This window comes from Halomonas sp. C10-5 (genome assembly GCF_057169305.1).
This window is the reverse complement of the sequence record NZ_CP175665.1, coordinates 216,603-236,303: the sequence shown is the minus strand read 5'-3', so window position 1 is coordinate 236,303 and position 19,701 is coordinate 216,603. Positions and strand designations below refer to the sequence as shown.

At 62.8% G+C, this 19,701-nt stretch carries 16 protein-coding genes; 5 read left to right on the top strand and 11 right to left on the bottom strand.

Annotation, left to right across the window (positions count from 1 at the left end; translation table 11 throughout):
- Positions 1-25: 25 nt before the first annotated feature.
- Together ACJ7IV_RS01100 and ACJ7IV_RS01095 are read left to right on the top strand one after the other, a co-directional pair.
- Positions 26-1,669, top strand: a complete 1,644-nt coding sequence (locus ACJ7IV_RS01100) for a BCCT family transporter (RefSeq protein WP_483865415.1) — start codon at positions 26-28, stop codon at positions 1,667-1,669.
- Positions 1,659-2,879, top strand: coding sequence for a TauD/TfdA family dioxygenase (locus tag ACJ7IV_RS01095; protein ID WP_483865414.1), 1,221 nt, complete (start codon positions 1,659-1,661; stop codon positions 2,877-2,879). Before ACJ7IV_RS01100 ends, ACJ7IV_RS01095 begins: the two co-directional genes overlap by 11 nt.
- Positions 2,880-2,885: 6 nt before the next feature.
- Here ACJ7IV_RS01095 and ACJ7IV_RS01090 read toward each other — a convergent pair whose 3' ends face one another.
- The 5 genes from ACJ7IV_RS01090 to ACJ7IV_RS01070 form a co-directional block, all read right to left on the bottom strand.
- Complete coding sequence (locus tag ACJ7IV_RS01090) at positions 2,886-3,860, bottom strand: GlxA family transcriptional regulator (protein WP_483865413.1); 975 nt, start codon at positions 3,858-3,860, stop codon at positions 2,886-2,888.
- A gap of 597 nt (positions 3,861-4,457) precedes the next feature.
- Complete coding sequence (locus ACJ7IV_RS01085; protein ID WP_483866531.1) at positions 4,458-5,471, bottom strand: AbrB family transcriptional regulator; 1,014 nt, start codon at positions 5,469-5,471, stop codon at positions 4,458-4,460.
- A gap of 150 nt (positions 5,472-5,621) precedes the next feature.
- Positions 5,622-7,127 (bottom strand): tripartite tricarboxylate transporter permease, encoded by a 1,506-nt coding sequence (locus tag ACJ7IV_RS01080; RefSeq protein ID WP_483865412.1) that lies wholly within the window; start codon positions 7,125-7,127, stop codon positions 5,622-5,624.
- A gap of 12 nt (positions 7,128-7,139) precedes the next feature.
- Positions 7,140-7,589, bottom strand: coding sequence for a tripartite tricarboxylate transporter TctB family protein (locus tag ACJ7IV_RS01075; protein WP_483865411.1), 450 nt, complete (start codon positions 7,587-7,589; stop codon positions 7,140-7,142).
- Entirely contained in the window at positions 7,586-8,578 is a 993-nt protein-coding gene (locus ACJ7IV_RS01070; RefSeq protein ID WP_483865410.1) for a Bug family tripartite tricarboxylate transporter substrate binding protein, read from the bottom strand. The genes ACJ7IV_RS01075 and ACJ7IV_RS01070 overlap by 4 nt, the downstream gene beginning before the upstream one ends.
- A gap of 138 nt (positions 8,579-8,716) precedes the next feature.
- Between ACJ7IV_RS01070 and ACJ7IV_RS01065 the strand changes: the two genes are divergently transcribed.
- From ACJ7IV_RS01065 to ACJ7IV_RS01055, 3 genes are all read left to right on the top strand, one after another.
- Positions 8,717-9,385 (top strand): response regulator, encoded by a 669-nt coding sequence (locus ACJ7IV_RS01065; RefSeq protein ID WP_483865409.1) that lies wholly within the window; start codon positions 8,717-8,719, stop codon positions 9,383-9,385.
- The gene (locus ACJ7IV_RS01060) at positions 9,382-10,779 is read left to right on the top strand and encodes a sensor histidine kinase (protein ID WP_483865408.1); all 1,398 of its coding nucleotides are present in this window, start codon (positions 9,382-9,384) and stop codon (positions 10,777-10,779) included. The genes ACJ7IV_RS01065 and ACJ7IV_RS01060 overlap by 4 nt, the downstream gene beginning before the upstream one ends.
- 92 nt (positions 10,780-10,871) lie before the next feature.
- Complete coding sequence (locus ACJ7IV_RS01055) at positions 10,872-11,837, top strand: ABC transporter substrate-binding protein (RefSeq protein WP_483865407.1); 966 nt, start codon at positions 10,872-10,874, stop codon at positions 11,835-11,837.
- A gap of 149 nt (positions 11,838-11,986) precedes the next feature.
- Here ACJ7IV_RS01055 and ACJ7IV_RS01050 read toward each other — a convergent pair whose 3' ends face one another.
- The 6 genes from ACJ7IV_RS01050 to ACJ7IV_RS01025 form a co-directional block, all read right to left on the bottom strand.
- Positions 11,987-13,366 carry an L-serine ammonia-lyase gene (locus tag ACJ7IV_RS01050; RefSeq protein ID WP_483865406.1) on the bottom strand — a complete coding sequence of 460 codons (1,380 nt, stop codon included), beginning with the start codon at positions 13,364-13,366 and terminating at the stop codon, positions 11,987-11,989.
- A 48-nt stretch (positions 13,367-13,414) separates the two neighbouring features.
- Complete coding sequence (gene purU, locus ACJ7IV_RS01045; protein WP_483865405.1) at positions 13,415-14,281, bottom strand: formyltetrahydrofolate deformylase; 867 nt, start codon at positions 14,279-14,281, stop codon at positions 13,415-13,417.
- Between the two features lie 62 nt (positions 14,282-14,343).
- Complete coding sequence (locus ACJ7IV_RS01040) at positions 14,344-14,994, bottom strand: sarcosine oxidase subunit gamma (RefSeq protein WP_483865404.1); 651 nt, start codon at positions 14,992-14,994, stop codon at positions 14,344-14,346.
- Complete coding sequence (locus ACJ7IV_RS01035) at positions 14,987-18,025, bottom strand: sarcosine oxidase subunit alpha family protein (RefSeq protein ID WP_483865403.1); 3,039 nt, start codon at positions 18,023-18,025, stop codon at positions 14,987-14,989. Before ACJ7IV_RS01035 ends, ACJ7IV_RS01040 begins: the two co-directional genes overlap by 8 nt.
- Positions 18,022-18,396: a sarcosine oxidase subunit delta gene (locus ACJ7IV_RS01030; RefSeq protein ID WP_483865402.1), complete on the bottom strand. Its 375-nt coding sequence runs from the start codon at positions 18,394-18,396 to the stop codon at positions 18,022-18,024. Before ACJ7IV_RS01030 ends, ACJ7IV_RS01035 begins: the two co-directional genes overlap by 4 nt.
- Positions 18,397-18,407: 11 nt before the next feature.
- Positions 18,408-19,658 carry a sarcosine oxidase subunit beta family protein gene (locus ACJ7IV_RS01025; protein ID WP_232911820.1) on the bottom strand — a complete coding sequence of 417 codons (1,251 nt, stop codon included), beginning with the start codon at positions 19,656-19,658 and terminating at the stop codon, positions 18,408-18,410.
- Positions 19,659-19,701 lie beyond the last annotated feature (43 nt).

Sequence of the window (19,701 nt, the reverse complement as noted above, 5' to 3'; positions counted from 1 at the left end):
TCATATCGAACTCGATACCGACTACATGGTCACCGAGCTCGCTCAGGGCGGTTTCTTCCAGGGCATGCACCGCGGCATGACCCTGACCTCCGCCGCCCTGGTGCTGGCCTTCGTGCTCTTCACCGGGTTCGGCTCCGATACCGCCGGCAGTGTGTTCGGTGCCGCCCGCGCCTGGATCGAGAGCACCTTCAGCGGCTACTACCTGGTCACGGTGATGCTGCTGCTGACGGTGTGCGCCTTCATCGTGCTCAGTCGCTATGGCAGCGTACGCCTGGGACCCGATGATAGCCGCCCGGAGTTCAGCAACTTCGCCTGGTTCTCGATGTTGTTCTCCGCCGGTATCGGTATTGGCATCCTGTTCTTCGGTGTCGCCGAGCCGGTCTTCTACCTCGATGACACCGGCGCCTTCGGCTATCCCAACAATCCCCATGCCGACATGGCCGGGGCCGCCGCCATCGGCCATGAGCGCGCCATCGACGCCCTTCGGGTCACGGTCTTCCACTGGGGGCTCCACGGCTGGGCGATCTACGTCATCGTCGGCATGTCGCTGGCCTACTTCGCCTATCGCAAGGGCCTGCCGCTGGCGCTGCGCTCGGCCCTCTACCCCTTCATCGGCGAGCGCATCTTCGGTCCTCTGGGCCACCTCTTCGATATCCTTGGCGTGCTGGGCTGTGTCTTCGGTGTGGCCACCTCCCTGGGCCTCGGCGTCAGCCAGATGGCGGTGGGGCTGGAACGCCTGATGGGCATCGGCGCCGGCCTGGATACCCAACTGATCCTGATCGCCCTGATCTCGATGGTCTCGATCCTCTCGGCGGTGACCGGGGTACGCCGCGGCATCCGGATGATCTCCGAGCTCAATATCTGGACCTCGCTGTTCGTGGTCGGGGTCTTCCTGATCGGCGGCCCAACCCTGTGGCTACTCAGCGCCTTCGGCGAGACCCTGCTCGACTACGCCGTCAACTTCATCCCCATGGGCCTGTGGTTCGCCGACGACCCCGCTAACGTGGAGTGGCAGCAGGGCTGGACCATCTTCTACTGGGGCTGGTGGCTGGCCTGGGCCCCCTTCGTCGGGCTGTTCATCGCGCGCATCTCGAAAGGCCGTACCCTGCGCGAGTTCGTCCTCGGCGTGCTGCTGGTGCCGACCCTGATCATCTTCGTGTGGCTGATCATCTTCGGCGGCAACGCCATGTATCAGGAGCTCAATGCCGCGGGCGGCCCGGGCAGCGCCGGCATCATCGAACTGGTCAACGCCTGGCAGCTACCTGCGGCGCTGTTCGCCACCGCCGATGGCATCGTCGGCACCGGCACCTTCGGCTGGCTGCTCTCGGCGATGATGGTGTTCCTGCTGATGAGCTGGTTCGTCACCTCATCCGACTCCGGCACCCTGGTGCTGACCACCATCCTGTCACTGGGAGACGAGGAGCCACCCCGCCGCTTCCGGGTGTTCTGGGGCGTGGTGATCGGCCTGGTGGCCGCGGTGCTGCTGGTCGCCGGCGGCCTCACCGCCCTGCAGACCGCACTGATCGCCGCCGCCCTGCCACTGAGCTTCGTCATCCTGGTGATGACCGCCGGCGTGCTGCTCTCGCTGGTGCGCGAGACCCTCGACGCGCGGCGCCGAGCCGCCGCCAAACCCATCTCCGCACGACAAGGAGATTCCCATGATCGCTGACCTGCCCCTGACGCCTGACTACGACGCCTGGCCCATCGAAGCAGCTATCATTGCAGTGGAGAGCGACCCACAGCTGGTCACGGTGCGCTGGAACGACGGCCGCGAGAGCCGCTACCACGGTATCTGGCTGCGCGAGAACGCCGCCGATGACTCCACCATCAACCCGGCCACCCGGGAGCGTATCCTGGATCTCTCCGCCCTGCCCGCCTGGCCCACGATCACCGATGCCAAGGTCGATGAGGCCGGCGCCCTCTGTGTGACCTTCGCCTCCGAGCAGCGCCGCCTGCGCTTCCACCCCGGCTGGCTGCGCGCCCATGACTACGACAACGGCGAGGATCCCGAGGCGCCGCTGGTGCCGGTGACGACCTGGCAGGGCGGCGAGGACAAGGTGCCGGACAGCCTTGAGGCTGCCGGGCTACTCGACACCGAGCCGGGCAGCGAGGCCGAGGAGGCGATCCTCGCCCCGGCGCTGGAAAGCGTTCTCGCCAAGGGACTGGTACGCCTGCGCCATCTGCCCACCGAACCCGGCTCGCTGGAGGCCATCGCCCGACGCATCGGCCCGGTGCGCCCCACCAACTTCGGCCTGTTGTTCGACGTCAAGGCCAAGCCGGACCCGGACTCCAACGCCTATACCTCCATCGCCCTGCCGCCGCACACCGACCTGCCGACCCGCGAGTACCACCCGGGCCTGCAGATGCTGCACTGCCTGGAGAACAGCGTGGAAGGTGGTCAGGCGGTGATGCTCGACGGCTTCGCCGTAGCCGAGGCGCTGCGCGAACGCGACCCCGAGGCCTTCGCCACCCTGACCCGGGTGCGCTGGTGTTTCGCTAACACTGCCCGCACCACCGACTACGTCTGGTACTCGCCGATGATCCGCCTGGATGAACGCGGTGAGCTGCTTGAGGTGCGCATCGCCGACTTCCTGCGCGGCCCACTGCAGACGGACTTCGAGGAAGTGGAGCCGGCATACCGGGCCCTGATGACCCTGCAGGCGATGCTGCGCGAGCCCGAGTTCGCCCTGCGCTTCACCTATGAGCCCGGAGACCTGGTGATATTCGACAATCGCCGGCTGCTGCATGCCCGCGACGCCTTCGAGGGCGACAGCGGCCACCGCTGGCTGCAGGGCTGTTACATGGAACGCGACGAGATCCGCTCACGCTACCGCCTGGTGCAGCGCTCTCGGCGCCAGCGGAGAATTACCCGAGAATGAGCTGCCTTAGCCATTGGCCGGCAGTTGACGCACCTCGCGCGGCGACTGGCCGTAGTGTTCCCTGAAGGCGCGAGAGAAGCTGGACGCAGACGAGAAGCCACAGGCGAGGCCCACCGCCAGCACGTCGAGATCGGTCTCGACAAGGAGTTGGTGGGCTCGCTCCAGGCGCAGACCTAGGTACCAGCCCTGGGGCGTGCTGGCGAGGTGCTGCGCAAAGAGCCGCTGCAGCTGGCGGGAGGTAATCCCGCAGCGGCGGGCAATTTCGCCAAGCGCCAACGGCGCCTCGAGATGGCGCTCCATCAATGCCACCGCCTGCACCAGACGGCGGTTATGAGTGCCCAGGCGACGTGCCAGGGCCATGCGTTGCTGGTCGCTGCGGCTGCGTAGCCGGTCATGAATCAGCTGCTCGGAGACATCCAGTGCCAGGCGGGTGCCGTGACGTCGGGCGATCACCTCCAGGGCCATGTCCATGGCAGCGGCCCCGCCGGCGCATGAAAAACGCCGCGGACCCAGCTCGAACAGTTCGTCGGACGTCTCGATGGCAGGGAAGCGTTCACGGAAGGCGGGCAGGCTCTCCCAGTGCAGGGTGACCCGCTCTCCCTTCAGCAGGCCGGCGGCGGCGAGCAGGAAGCAGCCAGTATCGAGCCCGCCCAGGGTACAACCGGCCTGGTCCAGCCGATGCAGCCAGGCCATCAGAGGCCGGCTCAGATGTGCCTCGGGCTCGAAGCCGCTGCACACAGCCAGGGATGGCAGTGCATGAGGTTCACCGGCCGGCCGGTCGACCAGCAGGGTCATGCCGTTACTGGCGGTGACCGGCTCACCGTCGACCCCGAACAGTGTCCAGTCGAACAGTGGCCGCCCACTGATGCGATTGGCGATGCGCAGCGGCTCCACCGCAGAGAAGAAGGCCATCATCGAGAAGCGCGGCAGCAGCAGGAAGCCGATCAGCTCGGGTAGTGGGCCCTGGTAGTGCAGGCGCATGGCTGGCTCCTCAATGCGGTTTCACCACGATCAACATGACACTGAGGTAGTACCTTGTGCTTCTAGAAAGAACCTCTTCCACAATGACGGAAGAGAGTGCCGAATCAAGTGTCATGGCTTTTACCATGTAACTGCTCATCCGAGACTTGGTACCTGATCGGCATTCCGGACCAAGAAATACTCGACATCCTAAGGGATGTAACGTCTCCAGAAAGCCGGATAGGAACCTGACAAACAGACCAAGACCATTATTTGCAGCATAATGATTACATGAGAAGTTCATGGGGAGAGAAATCACAAAAAGTTTCATCGAAGTCTCTCTCACTGCGATGAGCACAGTCTCTGCCCAGCGCACCGACGGTGACATGACCGTACACACGTCTAAAAAGCGATGCTTCTCCACAACCTAATATGGGGAAAGATTACCGGGAACATGATCAAATAAGCACGTTTCCGGCAGTCGTGATTTCATCTTTCACACGCAAGAGTGAAGCGTTTCACAACCATCTATCCCAGAGTTGCTTGCGAATAGGCATTCCAGCCAACGATGCCGCCTACTGGCAAGTCACATGAACCATCAACGTGCAGATTCAACCATTATACCGAGGTGTTCGACACCATCCACCTGAGCAGCAGGGGCAACAGCAACACGAGCAGAGTGATGCGCAGCAAGTGGTGGGTGGTGACGAAGGCAGGATCGATGCCGAGGCTCAGTGCCACAAGGCTAAGTTCCGGTGCACCACCCGGCATGTAAGCGAGTAACGCTGCCGCCGCGGAGTATCCGGTAAGTAAATGCCCCACCCAGGCAGCCGCAAGGGCCACTAGCAGCAGCACCAGCGCCTGGATCACCGCCATCAACAATGCATGTCCCACTTCGGCAAGCCGAGTGCCGGCAAAGCGGCCGCCTACCGAGATACCGATCACCACCTGCACGAGAGCGATTATCAGAGGAGGCACCGCGGCATGGGTCAGGCCAGTGAGATGAAGTGCCGCAGAGGCGAGTGCCGGGCCAAACAGCAACGGGCTGGGCAGGTGTAAGCGTTTCCCCATCCACATACCGCCTAACCCCGCCAGCACCAGCCACGCGATGTCGGCGGGTGCCGGCACCCACAGCCATTGCGACAAGGTCGGTGTGGCGCTGCCGACATCAACATGCCCGATGAAATGCAGCGCGGGCGGTATGGCGACCAGAAGGACCAGGATGCGAACGGCATGTGTAATGCCTATGATCCGAAGATCCGCTCCGGAGGTGATCGCCATCACCGTTACCGTTGATACGCCGCCTGGCACCCCCGAATAGAGCGCGGTCTCCCAGGAGTGCCCCGCTACGCGGCAGGAGAACCATACCGAGAAGGCCATCATCACTGCCGTGGCGATCAGCATGATGGCAAGGCTGGCACCCCACAGCGTCGCCTCACCGGTCATATCCGGTGTAAATGCCGAACCCAGCATGACGCCGATGACGACCAGCACCCCCTTGCGTCCGGTGCGAGGTGACTTCAGCGGAACGCCCGCCAGGGACGCGGCTGTCGTGGTGATCATGGAGCCAAGCAACCATGGGAGCGGCAGCTGAATCCAGTACGCCACCCCGCCTCCGACAAGTCCCAGCATCAGGGTGGGCAGGAATCGGCCGAGTGGCCCCAACCATTTCAACAGTAGAGCCTTCACTCTCACATCACTCCACAAAAAAGCCCCGGCCGCCATGCAGAACAGGCCGGGGCTGCCATCAGTATCTGGCCCAGCAAGATTCGATACCACTCACTATTTAGTGGTAGGCATCAGCCTTGGCAAAAGCTTAGGTAACAACCAAGGCAGCACCAGAAGGGATGCAGCGGCGATCCACAGGCCAAGCGAGATACCCGACTGCCATAGAATACCCATATCGCCACCGCTGATTGACAGGGCTCGTCGCAAGTTCTGCTCCATCAATCCGCCCAGAACATAGCCAAGAATTACCGGTGCCAGGGAGAAGCCAAGCTTCCTCAGCAAGTAACCGAACACGCCGATGATCAGCATCAGGTAGATGGCAAACAGGTCAGAGTGCAGCTGATAGACACCGACGAATGCCAGGATGGCAATCGCGGGCACCAGCACCCATCGCGGGATAGTCAACACGCGAGCAAAGACGCCCGCTAGCGGCAGATTGAGGGCCAAAAGCACCACATTGCCGATGTAGAGCGAGGCGATGAGGCCACCAGCCACTTCTGGACGCTCGGTGAACATCATCGGCCCCGGGGTAATGTTGTAGAGCATCAGCGCCCCAAGCAGTACCGCGGTGGTACCGGAACCAGGAATGCCGAGAGTCAGCATGGGCACAAATGAGCCGGCCGCGGCCGCATTGTTGGCAGCCTCAGGCGCCGCCAGCCCGCGCATGTTGCCGGTCCCGAAGGTGTTGTCTTTGTCGGATAAGCGCTTCTCTGTGGTATAGGAGACCGCGCCGGCTACCGAGGCGCCGGTTCCCGGCAAGACTCCAATGATAAAGCCAATCAGCCCCGAGCGACCCATTGTCCACTTGCAGGCCAGAACTTCCTTGAGGCTGACAAAGACACGTCCTAGTGGTGGCAGCGTGCCGTCGCTGTCCTGGCGATGTGCATGTTCGAGCATCAACAGGATTTCACTGATCGCAAACAAGCCGATGATCATCACCACGAAATCGATGCCGTCATAGAGCTCAGGCATACCGAAGGTATAGCGCAGCACACCACTCCCTGAGTCGACCCCCACGGTAGCAATCAGCACACCCAGCACCGCCCCAATCGCGGTCTTGACAGGATCCTTGCCCATCATCACCGACATCGAGGAGAAGGCGAACACCATCAGGGCAAAAAACTCTGCCGGGCCAAACATGACGGCCACTTCAGCCAACAGCGGAGCGAACAGCGTCAGGCCAATGATGGCGATGGTGGCACCGACGAATGAGCTTACGGCCGAAAGTCCTAGCGCCGGGCCAGCTAGTCCCTTCTGTGCCAGTGGATAGCCATCCAGAGTGGTCATCACAGCGCCGGCATCGCCGGGAACGTTGAGCAGGATACTCGACATTCGGCCGCCATATTCGGCACCGGTGTAGACAGCTGCCAACAGAATAAGCGATGACTCGGCTGGCAATCCCAGCGTATAGGCCAGTGGCATCAGAATGGCGATGCCATTGATGGGCCCGATACCCGGCAAGGCCCCAAACAGGGTTCCAAGCAAGGCGCCGAGTAAGGCCAGGCCCAGGTTGAGAGGGGTCAGCGCAACACCGAAGCCCTCGATCAGGAAATCGAACATCTCAGCGGTCCTTTAGATGAAGGCGTCGAACCAGTGGCCAGCAGGCAAAGAGATACCGAGGCCAGAAGTGAACAGAAAATAACCGGCTATCGACATCACCACACCGGTGATCAACGCCTTTCCCCATGTCGCACCAAACAGCCGTGCCAGCGCCATGACGACCATCAGCGACGAGGCGATGAAGCCCAGTTGCGTGAACAGCACGGCGTAGACCAACAGCAGCACCAGCACTAGCAGCAACCGGAGTGCCAGTGCCCGGTGCGGCCAGTGTCCATCGGGGCCAGGACGAAAGATCAATACCAGTGACAGAAGCGCCAGCAGAATTCCAAGGCCCAACGGAAAGGCCTTGGGGCCAACGGGCTCGTAGCTGAAGGGAACTTCAAGCTGAAAGGCCTGGGCGGCGATAAACGCCGCCAGACCGATCAGGGCAACTCCCAGCACTCGGTCGGCGGCGATCCTCATTTGGTCAGACCCACTTCTTCAGCCAGTCCCTTGAACTCGGCAACCTGCTCCTTGACGTAGGTGTCGAAATCCTCACCAAAGCGGGACATCGGGAACAGGCCACGAGCCTCGCGCAGCTCAGCGAAGGCAGGGGCATCTGCCAACTCCTGCATGCGCTTTACCCAGGCGGCATAGGCCTCATCACTGACTTCGGGGCCCATGTAGTAGCCACGCCAGATCGGCCACTGAACGTCATACCCCTGCTCGGCTGCTGTGGGAATCTCGGCGTAGGGCCCTCCCATCCGCTCTTCGGACAGCGCGGCCAGCACCCGGATCTTGTCACTCTCGAGCTGAGACTTGAGCTCAGAGAGGTCACCAGTAAATACCTGGATATGGTTGCCCAGGAGTGCCGCGAGTGCTTCACCGCCACCCTCGAAGGCGACATAGCGCAGATCCCTGGGTGATATTTCACCTGCCTTGGCAGTCAGCGCGGCTTTCATCCAATCCTGGCTACCGACCGTACCGCCGGCACCGAAGGCGATCTCGCCCGGATTCTCCTGCAGGTCGGCCATCAGCTCGTCAAGGCTCTGCCAGGGTGCATCAGCCTTGACCACGATAGCGCCGTAGTCGACGCCCAGTGCTCCCAGCCAGCGGACTTCTCCCGCGTCATACTGACCGAACTTGCCAAGCGCCAGGTTGACAGCAGCACCAGTGCTGGCGGCCACGATCAGGGACGGATCATCAGTGCGAACGCCGTTGACGTGGTTATAGGCCACCGCACCGATGCCACCGGGCATGTAGCTGACCATCATCGGCTTGCTGATCAAGTCCGTCTCCTGCAGGCCATTGGCCGCAAGTCGGCACGTCAGATCATAGCCACCGCCAGGCTTGGCAGGCGCGATGCACTCGGTGGACTCAGGAATTGCCTCGGCGTGAGCCTGGCCAAAGAGGATCGCGCTCCCGATCAGAGCGAGGCTGGAGGCATTGCGAAGGGCTTGGTTGATCTTCATGACGAACTCCTGTTCTCTTGTTCTGCACGGGCGAAAAAGGCCCAGATCCGGTCATACCCAGATGACAGAACCGATGCTAGGTAAGCGACCTGTCATCAACCTGTCACTACCAATGCCATATTCCGAGACTTTAGTCGCATGCGCTTGCTGATCGCCGAAGACGACCCGATGATTGCGCGCTCTCTGAACAGCGCCCTGACGGCCTTGGGCAACACGGTCGACACCTTCTCATTGGCAAGCCAGGCCCGCACCGCACTTCAAAATGACCGCTTCGATCTTGTCCTGCTGGATCTGGGGCTGCCTGACGGGGATGGGCTGGATCTATTGGCAGAACTGCGAGATCGAGGCGACAAGACACCTGTGCTGATCCTCACGGCACGTGACGGCATCGAAGATCGCGTGCGAGGACTCGACCTTGGCGCGGACGACTATCTCGCCAAGCCTTTCTCCATCGCCGAGCTGGAGGCGCGTGTCCGCGCCTTGCTCAGGCGCAGCCAGCAGCGCAGCGATAATCACCTGCGGTTCGGGGCGCTATGCCTCGACTCCAGCGTTGGCAGCGTCACGCTTGAGGGTAACCCCCTCGAGCTGCCCCGACGTGAACTCCGGTTGCTCGAAGGGCTCATTCTTAATGGCGGCAATATCGCACCGCGAGAAATGCTTGAGAGCCGAGTCTTCGGCTTCGGTGAGGTCGGATCCAACGCACTTGAAGTCTACGTCAGCCGGTTACGCAAACGCCTTCAGGGGAGTGGATTACGAATCCGCACGTTCCGAGGCCTCGGCTATCGCCTCGAGGAAGAACCAAGTTGATTCACATAGATGGCTCACTGAAGGTGCGCCTGGCTATCTTGCTGCTGGTAATGGTATCCATCCTCGGCACGCTGCTGATGATCGAGGCCTACTTCGCTACCCAGCGTGCTGCACAGAGGGCATATGACAGTCAGTTGGAAGCGGCAGCACTGACGATCGCAGAGGCCGTACAGTGGGAAGGTGCCGATCCGGTCGTCGAGATACCTGCGGCAGCCCTACAGATACTTGCCACTCAGCACCAGGAGCGCGTCTTCTACACCGTCCTCGACCACAACGGAGACCGGCTCTCGACCAACCTTGATATTGATCTCCCTCACACAAGTCGTCAGGCTGCCGCGTTGGCTCCTACCTGGCTGGACCTTGTTCATAAGGATACCGAGTGGCGGCTACACGGACAGGAATACGACTCAGCCGGATGGGAGATCCAGAGTCCGGTGCAGATCTGGGTTGGCCATACGCTGCGTGGGCGGAAGGCACTGGCCAGCGAGCTATTCGATCGAGCCGTCATCCGCTTCTTGGCCATGGTACTTCTTGCTGCCACCCTGATGGTCTTGGCAATGCGGGTGGCACTTACGCCGATGCGCCAACTACGTCATCAGCTCAGGCGGCGCCAGGCAGATGATATCCGCCCCCTCGACACCCGGGTCCCGGAAGAGATGCGCGAGATGGCCGAGGCGCTCGACACCCTCTTTGCCCGTCAACGCGAGAGCCGCGACACCCTGTTGCGTTTCACGGCAGATGCCAGCCATCAGCTCAAGACGCCGCTGGCGGGCTTGCAGAGCACCAGCGAACTGGCGCTAAAAAGCCGGAGTCCTGACGTATGGTACCAGGCTCTAGAAGAAGTGCATGGAGGCACACAGCGTACCAGCCGCCTTGCTGGCCAGCTGCTGAGCCTTGCGCGACTACGCCACATCGAAGATACCGAGGCACTGGTACCACTCGACCTCAAGGAGCTGCTACGTAGCACAGTGCTGGAGTGGGCAGGCCGCGAAGTGGCTATAGATCATGACCTGGGACTTTCAGCGCTTCCTTCTACTCCCATGACAATCAGGGGCGAGCCATGGGGATTGCGAGAACTGTTGGGCAACCTGATCGACAATGCCATTCGCTATACCCCCGCCGGCAGCGAGATCACACTGGGAGTCGAGTCATGCAGCGACCATTGCATGCTTTTCATCGAGGATGATGGGCCCGGAGTCGATCCCGAGGGACTGAGCCGGCTATTTCAACCGTTCGAGCGTGTAGGTCGCCAGGACACGGAAGGGTCTGGCCTTGGGCTGGCCATCGTGGATTCCATCGCGAAGCGCCACGATGCCGAATTGCATGCCAGGGAAAGGCTGCCGCATGGCTTACGGATTGAGTTGCACTTTCCTCTCCATGAAGAGAAATGCTGATGTTACGTTCGTGGGTATTGACGGGGCTATTATTCGTTAGCCTCACGTCTACCAAGGGGATGGCAGCTACACAACTCGTTGTGGAGGCTGCCTTGGACCGGCAAGTAGTAGCACCTCTTCTGGCGGCGTTCGAGAAGGCCCACCCGGAGATCGAACTGACCTACCACGACCGAACAACACTCGAAGTCGACTTGTTGGTTGAGACCTCCAGCCAAGCACCAGATATCGTCATCAGCTCCGCCATGCCGTGGCAGATGAACCGCGTCAACGAGGGATATGCCAGGCGCATTGACTCCCAACCGGCAGCACAGTGGCCTGAATGGGCAAAGTGGCGAAATGAAATCTTCGGGTTCACTTTCGAGCCCATCGTAATGGCGTATAGGCTGGATCTAGCAAGCTACATGCTACCGCCCCAAACACATGCCGACCTGCACACCTTGCTGAGGAGTCAGCAAGAAAGTCTGAAAGGAAAAGTTACCACCTACTCGCCTTCCGAAAGTGGCATAGGCTACACCCTCTTCCAGCAGGATGCTCGTTATACGGCAAAATTCTGGGACTTGGTTAAGGCACTGGGGAATGCAGAAGCGACTCTTGAACTTGATACGCAATCAATGCTCGAAGGCCTAACTCGCGGCGATTATTGGTTAGGCTATAATCTTCTCGGCTCCTACGCCATGGTATGGGCACAGCAGCACCCCGAGATTATTGTACAGGTCCCTCAGGACTATGCCTTGGTAGTGATGCGCACAGGGTTTATTCATCGAGATGCCCCTAACCCTGAGGCAGCTGAAAAGTTCATGAACTTCCTTCTCAGCCGAGACGGCCAACATGTACTAGCTGGAAAAACACCTTTATTTAGCGTCCATCCTGATATCATCGGACCGTATACAGCCCAGCGCTTGCGCGACCAAGTGGGTGACAGGCTTTACCCCATCACGCTGAACGCGTCTCTGCTCGCCTTCGTTGACCCTCAGCGCCGCGATGCCTTCATGGCTCGATGGCAGCGTGAATTCAACCAGCAGCGAGAACTTCCTCAGGGCCCTGAGTCCAGGAAATAACCGCAACTTCCTGGACATCCCGGTAGATACAGAAAGGCTGAACCCATCGCGCATGATGACCTTCAGGTACCGCGACACGGATTATTTGTTACAGAAGTTCCGCGTCGCGTTTCCCGGAAAGATGGGATGAGGCGTCATTAGAGAGGCCGTTAACACTCGATCCCGCTGACGGCGAGGCCACCCTTAGAAGTCTCCTTGTACTTCTCCTGCATGTCGGCGCCGGTGTCGCGCATGGTGCGGATCACCTTGTCCAGCGATATGAAGTGCTGGCCATCGCCGCGCAGGGCCATCTGGGCGGCGTTGATCGCCTTCACCGAGGCGATGGCGTTGCGCTCGATGCACGGCACCTGGACGAGGCCGCCTACCGGGTCGCAGGTCAGGCCCAGGTTGTGCTCCAGGCCGATCTCGGCGGCGTTCTCCACCTGATCGATACTGCCGCCCATCACCTCGGTGAGACCGGCGGCGGCCATGGCGCAGGCGGAGCCCACCTCGCCCTGGCAGCCCACCTCGGCGCCGGAGATGGAGGCGTTCTTCTTGCACAGGATGCCCACGGCACCGGCGGCGAGCAGGAAGTCCACCACGTCGCGCTCGCTGGCGCCCTTGCGGAAGTGCATGTAGTAGTGCAGTACCGCCGGAATGATGCCGGCCGCGCCGTTGGTGGGGGCGGTGACCATGCGCCCGCCGGCGGCGTTCTCCTCGTTGACCGCCAGGGCGTAGAGGTTGACCCAGTCCATGGCCGACATGGTGGTAGCGATCAGCGAGTCGTCGTCGCTGCTGTCCAGCAGGCGTTGATGCAGCGAGCGGGCGCGACGGCGGACATTGAGCCCGCCGGGCAGCACCCCCTCGGCCTCAAGCCCTTTCTCCACACAAGCCTTCATGGCCTGCCAGATCTCGCAAAGCCCGGTGCGGATCTCTTCCTCGCTGCGCCACGCCTTCTCGTTCGCCAGCATCAGCTCGCTGATCCGCAGCCCGCTCTCGCGACACATGCGCAGCATCTCGTCGCCGGTCTGGAAGTCGTAGGGGATCTCGGTATGGTCGGTGTCCAGCACCCCCTCGGCAGACTGTGCCTCGTCGATCACGAAGCCGCCACCCACCGAGTAGTAGGTGTTGCGATATAGCTCGCCGGCGTCACCGTGGGCAATCAGGCGCATGGCGTTGGGGTGGCGCGGCAGGCTCTCCTCGAGCAGGCGCATGTCCCGCGCCCAGACGAAGGGCACGCGGTGGCGGCCGGCCAGACGCAACGTGTCCGAAGTCTTGAGCTCGTCGATGCGCGGGGCGATGACATCGGGATCGATGCGATCGGGACGCTCGCCCATCAGCCCCATGATCACCGCGTGGTCGGTACCATGGCCGATGCCGGTGGCGGAAAGCGAGCCGTAGAGTTCGACCTCGAGACGCGTGACGTGCTCGGTCAGCTCCCTGGCCTCGAGCTCGGCGACGAAGTTGCAGGCGGCCTGCATCGGACCCACGGTGTGGGAACTGGACGGCCCGACGCCGACCTTGAACAGATCGAAGACGCTGATTGGCATGATGCTATGACCTTGTTGTTGGATTCATCGAGAGGCGCCTGACGGTGCCTATCGATCGAAGACCACGGTGCGCTTGGCGTGCAGGAAGACACGGCGCTCCACGTGCAGGGCCACCGCTCGGGCCAGGGTGAGGCACTCGACGTCACGCCCCTTGGCCACCAGGTCCTCCGGGTAGTCGGCGTGGCTCACCGGCTCCACGCCCTGGGTGATGATCGGCCCCTCGTCCAGGTCATCGTTGATGTAGTGGGCAGTGGCGCCGACCAGCTTGACCCCCTTCTCGTAGGCCTGGTGGTAGGGCCTGGCACCCTTGAAGCCGGGCAGCAGGGAGTGGTGGATATTGATCGCGCGGCCGCTGAGCTTCTCGCACATGTCGCTGGAGAGCACCTGCATGTAGCGGGCCAGGATGACCAGTTCGGCGCCGCTCTCCTGAACCACCTGCCACACCTGCGCCTCCTGCTCGGGCTTGGTCTCGGGGGTGATCGGAAAGTGGTGATAGGGAATGCCGTGCCACTCCGCCAGGTCGGCTAGGTCCGGGTGGTTGGAGACGATGGCGCGTATCTCGATGGGCAGCTGGCCGATGCGATAGCGGTAAAGCAGGTCATTCAGGCAGTGATCCGCCTTGGAGACCATGATCACCACCGGCATGCGCGTGCCGGGGGCGGTGAGCTCGAAGGTCATCCCGAACTCGGCGGCGCGGGCGGCGAACTCGGCCTGGAAGGCCTCAGCATCGAAATCCGCCTCCTCGGGACGAAACTCGGTGCGGATAAAGAAGCGCTCGCTCAGCCGGTCATCGAAGGAGTGCTGCTCGGTGATGTAGCAGCGGCTCTCCTTGAGGAAACGCGTCACCACGTCCACGGTGCCCAGCCGGCTCGGGCACTGGGCCGCCAGGATCCAGCGATTGTTGTTGTCTTTCATCTCATCTCTCCCGAAAGGGGCCGGCAGATGCCGGCCCTCTCTCTTCTAACAAGCAACAGCTGTCACTCTTCCACGCCGATGGCGTACTCGGCACCGGCATCCAGGATCCAGCGATAGAGGTAATCGGCGAAGCTTCGGCGCAGTACCAGCTCCCAGCGCTCCTCGGTCGGCCGACGCAGGATCAGGTTGGCCTTGGCGAACACCGTGGTCACTCCCTTGCCCACCGGGAAGGCCTCCGGGTGAACGTCATAGGGTGTCGACTTCATCAGGAGCTCCCGTGCCTTCTCACCCGAGAGCTCGACCAGGGTCTGGCCGCCACTGACATCGACGATGGCATAGTGGGCATCGCCCAGGGCGTCGCGCAGCCGCTGCTCGACGTCGAGCTCCTCGCCACCGGGCACGATCACCAGCCACTCATCCGGCGACAGCCACTGAACGCTGCGCTCGCCGCTGGCATCCAGTGCCAGCCCCAGGGGCTGGCCGGGCAGGCTGATGCCCAGCACCTTGCGCACGGCTTCGTCGAGGACGATGGCACCACCACGCAGGATCAGATGGCCCAGGAAGGCCTGCTCCTTGAACAGGACCCGGCTGCCGGATGTCGCGGCAGGCACGCTGCCCGTGTTGAACGCCACGGACAGCGGTGACTCCATGGGAATCGAGGTGTCCGGATGGGTGTTGAAGGTCGCAACCTTGCCGTAAGTGATATCAGACATGCTGACGCTCTCCCTTGGGATCGATGAATACGGGGCTGACGACCTCGACCTCATGGGCCTGACCTCCCGGCATCGGCACATAGAGCTTCTCGCCCATGCGGTCGCGGCCGCCCTTGATCACTGCCAGGGCAAAGCCGCTCTCCAGGTTCGGGCTGTAATAGCTCGAGGTCACGTGACCCAGCATGTCCATGGGGATGGGCTGGTCCTTGTCGACGACGATATGGGCGCCCTCTTCCAGCACCACCTCCGGGTCGACGGGCTTGAGCCCCACGAACTGCTTGCGGTCCTTGCGCGCCGTATCCGGACGCGTCAGGGCGCGCTTGCCGATCCAGGAGAACGGCTTGTCGTAGCCGATCGCCCAGAACATGCCCAGGTCCTCGGGGGTCACCGAGCCGTCGGTATCCTGACCGGCGATGATCAGCCCCTTCTCGGCACGCAGCACGTGCATGGTCTCGGTGCCGTAGGGCGTCAGGTCATACTTCTTGCCGTGCTCGAACAGGGTCTTCCAGACGTGCATGGCGTAGTTGGCCTGGACGTTGATCTCGTAGGCCAGCTCCCCGGTGAAGGAGATGCGGAACACCCGCGCCGGGACATCGGCCACCTTGCCGTTGCGCCAGTCCATAAACTTGAACTGCTCCTTGTCGAGATCCATATCGGTGATCTCGGACAGCAGCTTGCGCGCATCCGGGCCGGTCACGGTCATGGTCGCCCAGTGATCGGTGACCGAGGTGAAGTACACCTGCAGCTCCGGCCACTCAGTCTGGTGCCACAGCTCCAGCCACTCCATCACGCCGGCGGCCCCACCGGTGGTGGTGGTCATCAGGAAGTGGTTCTCGCCCAGGCAGCTGGTGGTGCCGTCGTCCATCAGCATGCCGTCGTCCTTGCACATCAGGCCGTAACGCACCCGGCCCGGCGCCAGCTTGGCCCACTTGTTGGTGTAGACACGACCGAGGAACTCCCGGGCGTCCGGTCCCTGGATATCGATCTTGCCCAGGGTGGAGGCATCGAGGATGCCGACGCCGGTACGCACCGCCAGGCTCTCGCGGGCCACCGCCTCGTCCATGGTCTCCAGCTTGCCGTTGACCTTGCGCGGGAAGTACCAGGGACGCTTCCACTGGCCGACATCCTCGAACTCGGCGCCGTTCTCGACATGCCACTGGTGCAGCGCGGTGTAGCGCTCGGGGTCGAACAGCTCGCGGCAATGGCGACCGACGATGGCGCCGAAGGTGACCGGCGTATAGTTGGGCCGGAACACCGTGGTGCCCACCTCGGGAATCGACTTGCCGAGACAGCGCGCGGCGATGGCCATGCCGTTGATGTTGCCGAGCTTGCCCTGGTCGGTGCCGAAGCCCATGGCGGTGTAGCGCTTGACGTGCTCGATGGACTCGAAGCCCTCGCGAGTGGCCAGTTCGATGGCCGCCGCGGTGACGTCGTTCTGCATGTCGACGAACTGCTTGGGCGCACGCAGGGTCGGCTTCTCGTGGGGCACCTGATAGAGGGCACAGGCCTGGCCTTCGCGGATGGCATCGGCCCGGGGCGGCTCGATGGCACTGGCGGACTTGCCCAGCGCGGCAAGGGCCTCGCTCGCCTTGGCCGCTCCATCGGCCAGGCCTCCGGCCAGGTCATGCACGCCACGCGCGCTGCCGGCGGCGTGCACCCCCTTCACCAGGCTGGGCACGAAACCGAGGATCTCATCGTCCCAGGTGGGTCGTGCGCCGGTGTGAGAGGCCAGGTGGATCACCGGGCTGTAGCCGCCAGAGCTGGCGATGGTGTCGCACTCCAGGAGCTCGGCCTGACCGGTGACCTTGAAGGCCGCGGCATCGATGGTCGCCACACGGGCGCCGCTGACGCGCTTGTCGCCCTTGGCCTCGAGCACCGCCGCGCCTTCGATGATGCGAATGCCGCGGGCGCGAGCCTGCTCGACCAGCTCGCCATCCGGGTTGCGGCGCGCATCGACGATGGCCACCACCTCGCGGCCGGCCTCATCCCAGTCCAGGGCGGCGCGGTAGGCGTGGTCGTTGCTGACGGAGAGCACCAGCTTGTTGCCCGGCACCACCCCGTAGCGGCGGATATAGGTGGAGACCGCACCTGCCACCAGATTGCCCGGCACATCATTGTTGCCATAGACCAACGGACGCTCATGGGCGCCGGTGGCGAGCAGCACCTGGCCGGCACGCACGCGGTGCATGCGCGAGCGAGTAGGACGGACGCCGTCAATGGTAGGCGCCGTTTCGCCGAGGTGCTCGGTGCGCCGCTCATGCAGGGTCACGAAGTGATGGTCATGGTAGCCATTGGCCGTGGTGCGCGGCAGCAGGGTGACATTGTCGTTCTCGGCCAGCTCGCTGATCACCTGCTCGGCCCACTGGGCGGCAGGCCGGTCGTCGAGCAGCTCGCGGCTGTCAAGCAGCGAGCCCCCCATCTCCTCCTGCTCATCGCACAGGATCACTCGGGCACCGGCCCGGGCGGCGGTCAGCGCGGCGGCCAGACCAGTGGGGCCGGCGCCGACTACCAACAGGTCGCAATGCTGGTTGAGGTGGTCGTAGCTATCGGGATCGTTTTCCATCGGGCTGCGACCCAGACCCGCTCCCTTGCGGATGTACTTCTCGTAGGTCATCCACATGGAGGCCGGAGCCATGAAGGTCTTGTAGTAGAAACCCGGCGGCATGAAGCGCCCGCCCAGCTTGCCGACCAGGCTCATGACATCACGCTGCACGTTCGGCCAGCCGTTGGTGCTCTGCGCCGTGAGGCCCTCGAACAGCGCCTGCTGGGTGGCACGCACGTTGGGCACCTGGGCCGCCTCGGTGCTGCCCAGCTGGACCAGCGCATTGGGCTCCTCGGCACCGGCGGCGACGATGCCCCGGGGCCGCGAGTACTTGAAGCTGCGGTTGACGACATCTACCCCGTTGGCCAGCAGTGCCGAGGCCAGGGTATCGCCGGCATGCCCCTGATAACGCTTGCCGTTGAAGGTGAAGCTCAGGGTACGGGAGCGATCGATGCGTGCACCCTCGCGAAGACGATTGACCTGACTCATGCCTTGACTCCTTCCTGACCTGCGACCATTCCCGCCTCGTCGGCGACGCTCACGGTAGCCCCCCGCTCGGCTGGCTTGCCCTCGGGGTGCTCGGCGCTGAAGCGAGGCTGCTCACCCATTCGGTAGGTCTCGAGGATCTCGTAGCTCGCCGAGTTGCGGGTGATGTTGAAAAACTTGCGGCAGCCGATCGCGTGCACCCACAGCTCATGGTGGATACCCCGCGGGTTGTCACGGAAGAACAGGTAAGCACCCCACTGCTCATCGGTGCAGGACTCGGGGTCCTCGGGACGGGCGATATGCGCCTGGCCCTTGGGGTGGAACTCCTCTTCATCGCGGTATTCGTCGCAATAAGGGCAATGGATATAGAACATCGTATTTCTCCTTAGTGCGCGACGCCGGCGGCGCCATGTTCATCGATCAGGGCGCCGGTGTTGAAGCGGTCGATGGAGAACGGCGCAGCGATGGGGTGCATCTCGCCCTTGGCGAGGCTCGCCGCGAACACATGCCCGGAGCCGGGTGTCGCCTTGAAGCCACCGGTGCCCCAGCCGCAGTTGAAGAACAGCCCCTTGACCTTGGTCTTGGAGAGGATCGGACAGGCATCCGCACAGGTGTCGACGATGCCGCCCCACTGACGGTTCATGCGCACCCGCGAGAAGATCGGGAACATCTCGACGATGGCCTGCAGGGTGTGCTCCACGGTGGAGTAGCTGCCGCGCTGGCCGTAGCCCAGGTAACCGTCGATACCGGCGCCGATGACCAGGTCACCCTTGTCGGTCTGGCTGATATAGCCATGCACGTGGTTGGACATCACCACGGTATCGAGCACCGGCTTGAGCGGCTCGGAGACCAGCGCCTGCAGCGGATGCGACTCCAGCGGTAGCGTGAGGCCAGCCATCTTGGCCACCACGCCGGAGTTGCCCGCCGTGACACAGCCGATGGTCTTGGATTCGATATCGCCGCGATTGGTATGCACGCCATACACCTGGCCATCGCGAATCTTGAAGCCGGTGACCTCGGTATTCTGCAGGATATCCACCCCCAGGGCGTCCGCCGCCCGGGCGTAGCCCCAGGCCACCGCATCGTGGCGCGCGACGCCGGCACTCTTCTGCCAGGAGGCCCCAAGGATCGGATAGCGGGCACGCTTGGAGGTGTCGATGACCGGCACGATCTCCTTGATCTGGTCGGGGTAGATCACCTCACTGTCGACACCGTTCAGCCGGTTGGCATGCACTCGACGCTGGATGTCACGCATGTCCTGCAGGGTGTGCCCCAGGTTCATAACGCCACGCTGGGAGAACATCACGTTGTAGTTGAGGTCCTGGGACAGCCCCTTCCACAGATCCAGCGAGTGGTCATAGAGACGTGCCGCCTCGTCCCACAGATAGTTGGAGCGCACGATGGTGGTGTTGCGCGCGGTATTGCCGCCCCCCAGCCAGCCCTTCTCCAGCACTGCCACGTTGGTGATGCCGTGGTTCTTGGCCAGATAGTAGGCGGTGGCCAGGCCGTGGCCGCCGCCGCCGACGACGATCACGTCGTACTGCTTCTTGGGGGTGGGGTTGCGCCACTGGCGCTGCCAGTTCTCGTGGTGGCTGAGCGCATGTTTCGCCAGCCCGAAGCCTGAATAGCGTTGCATCTTGTTCCTCCTCGGCCGGCCCCGCCTGGCGAAGCCGATCCTT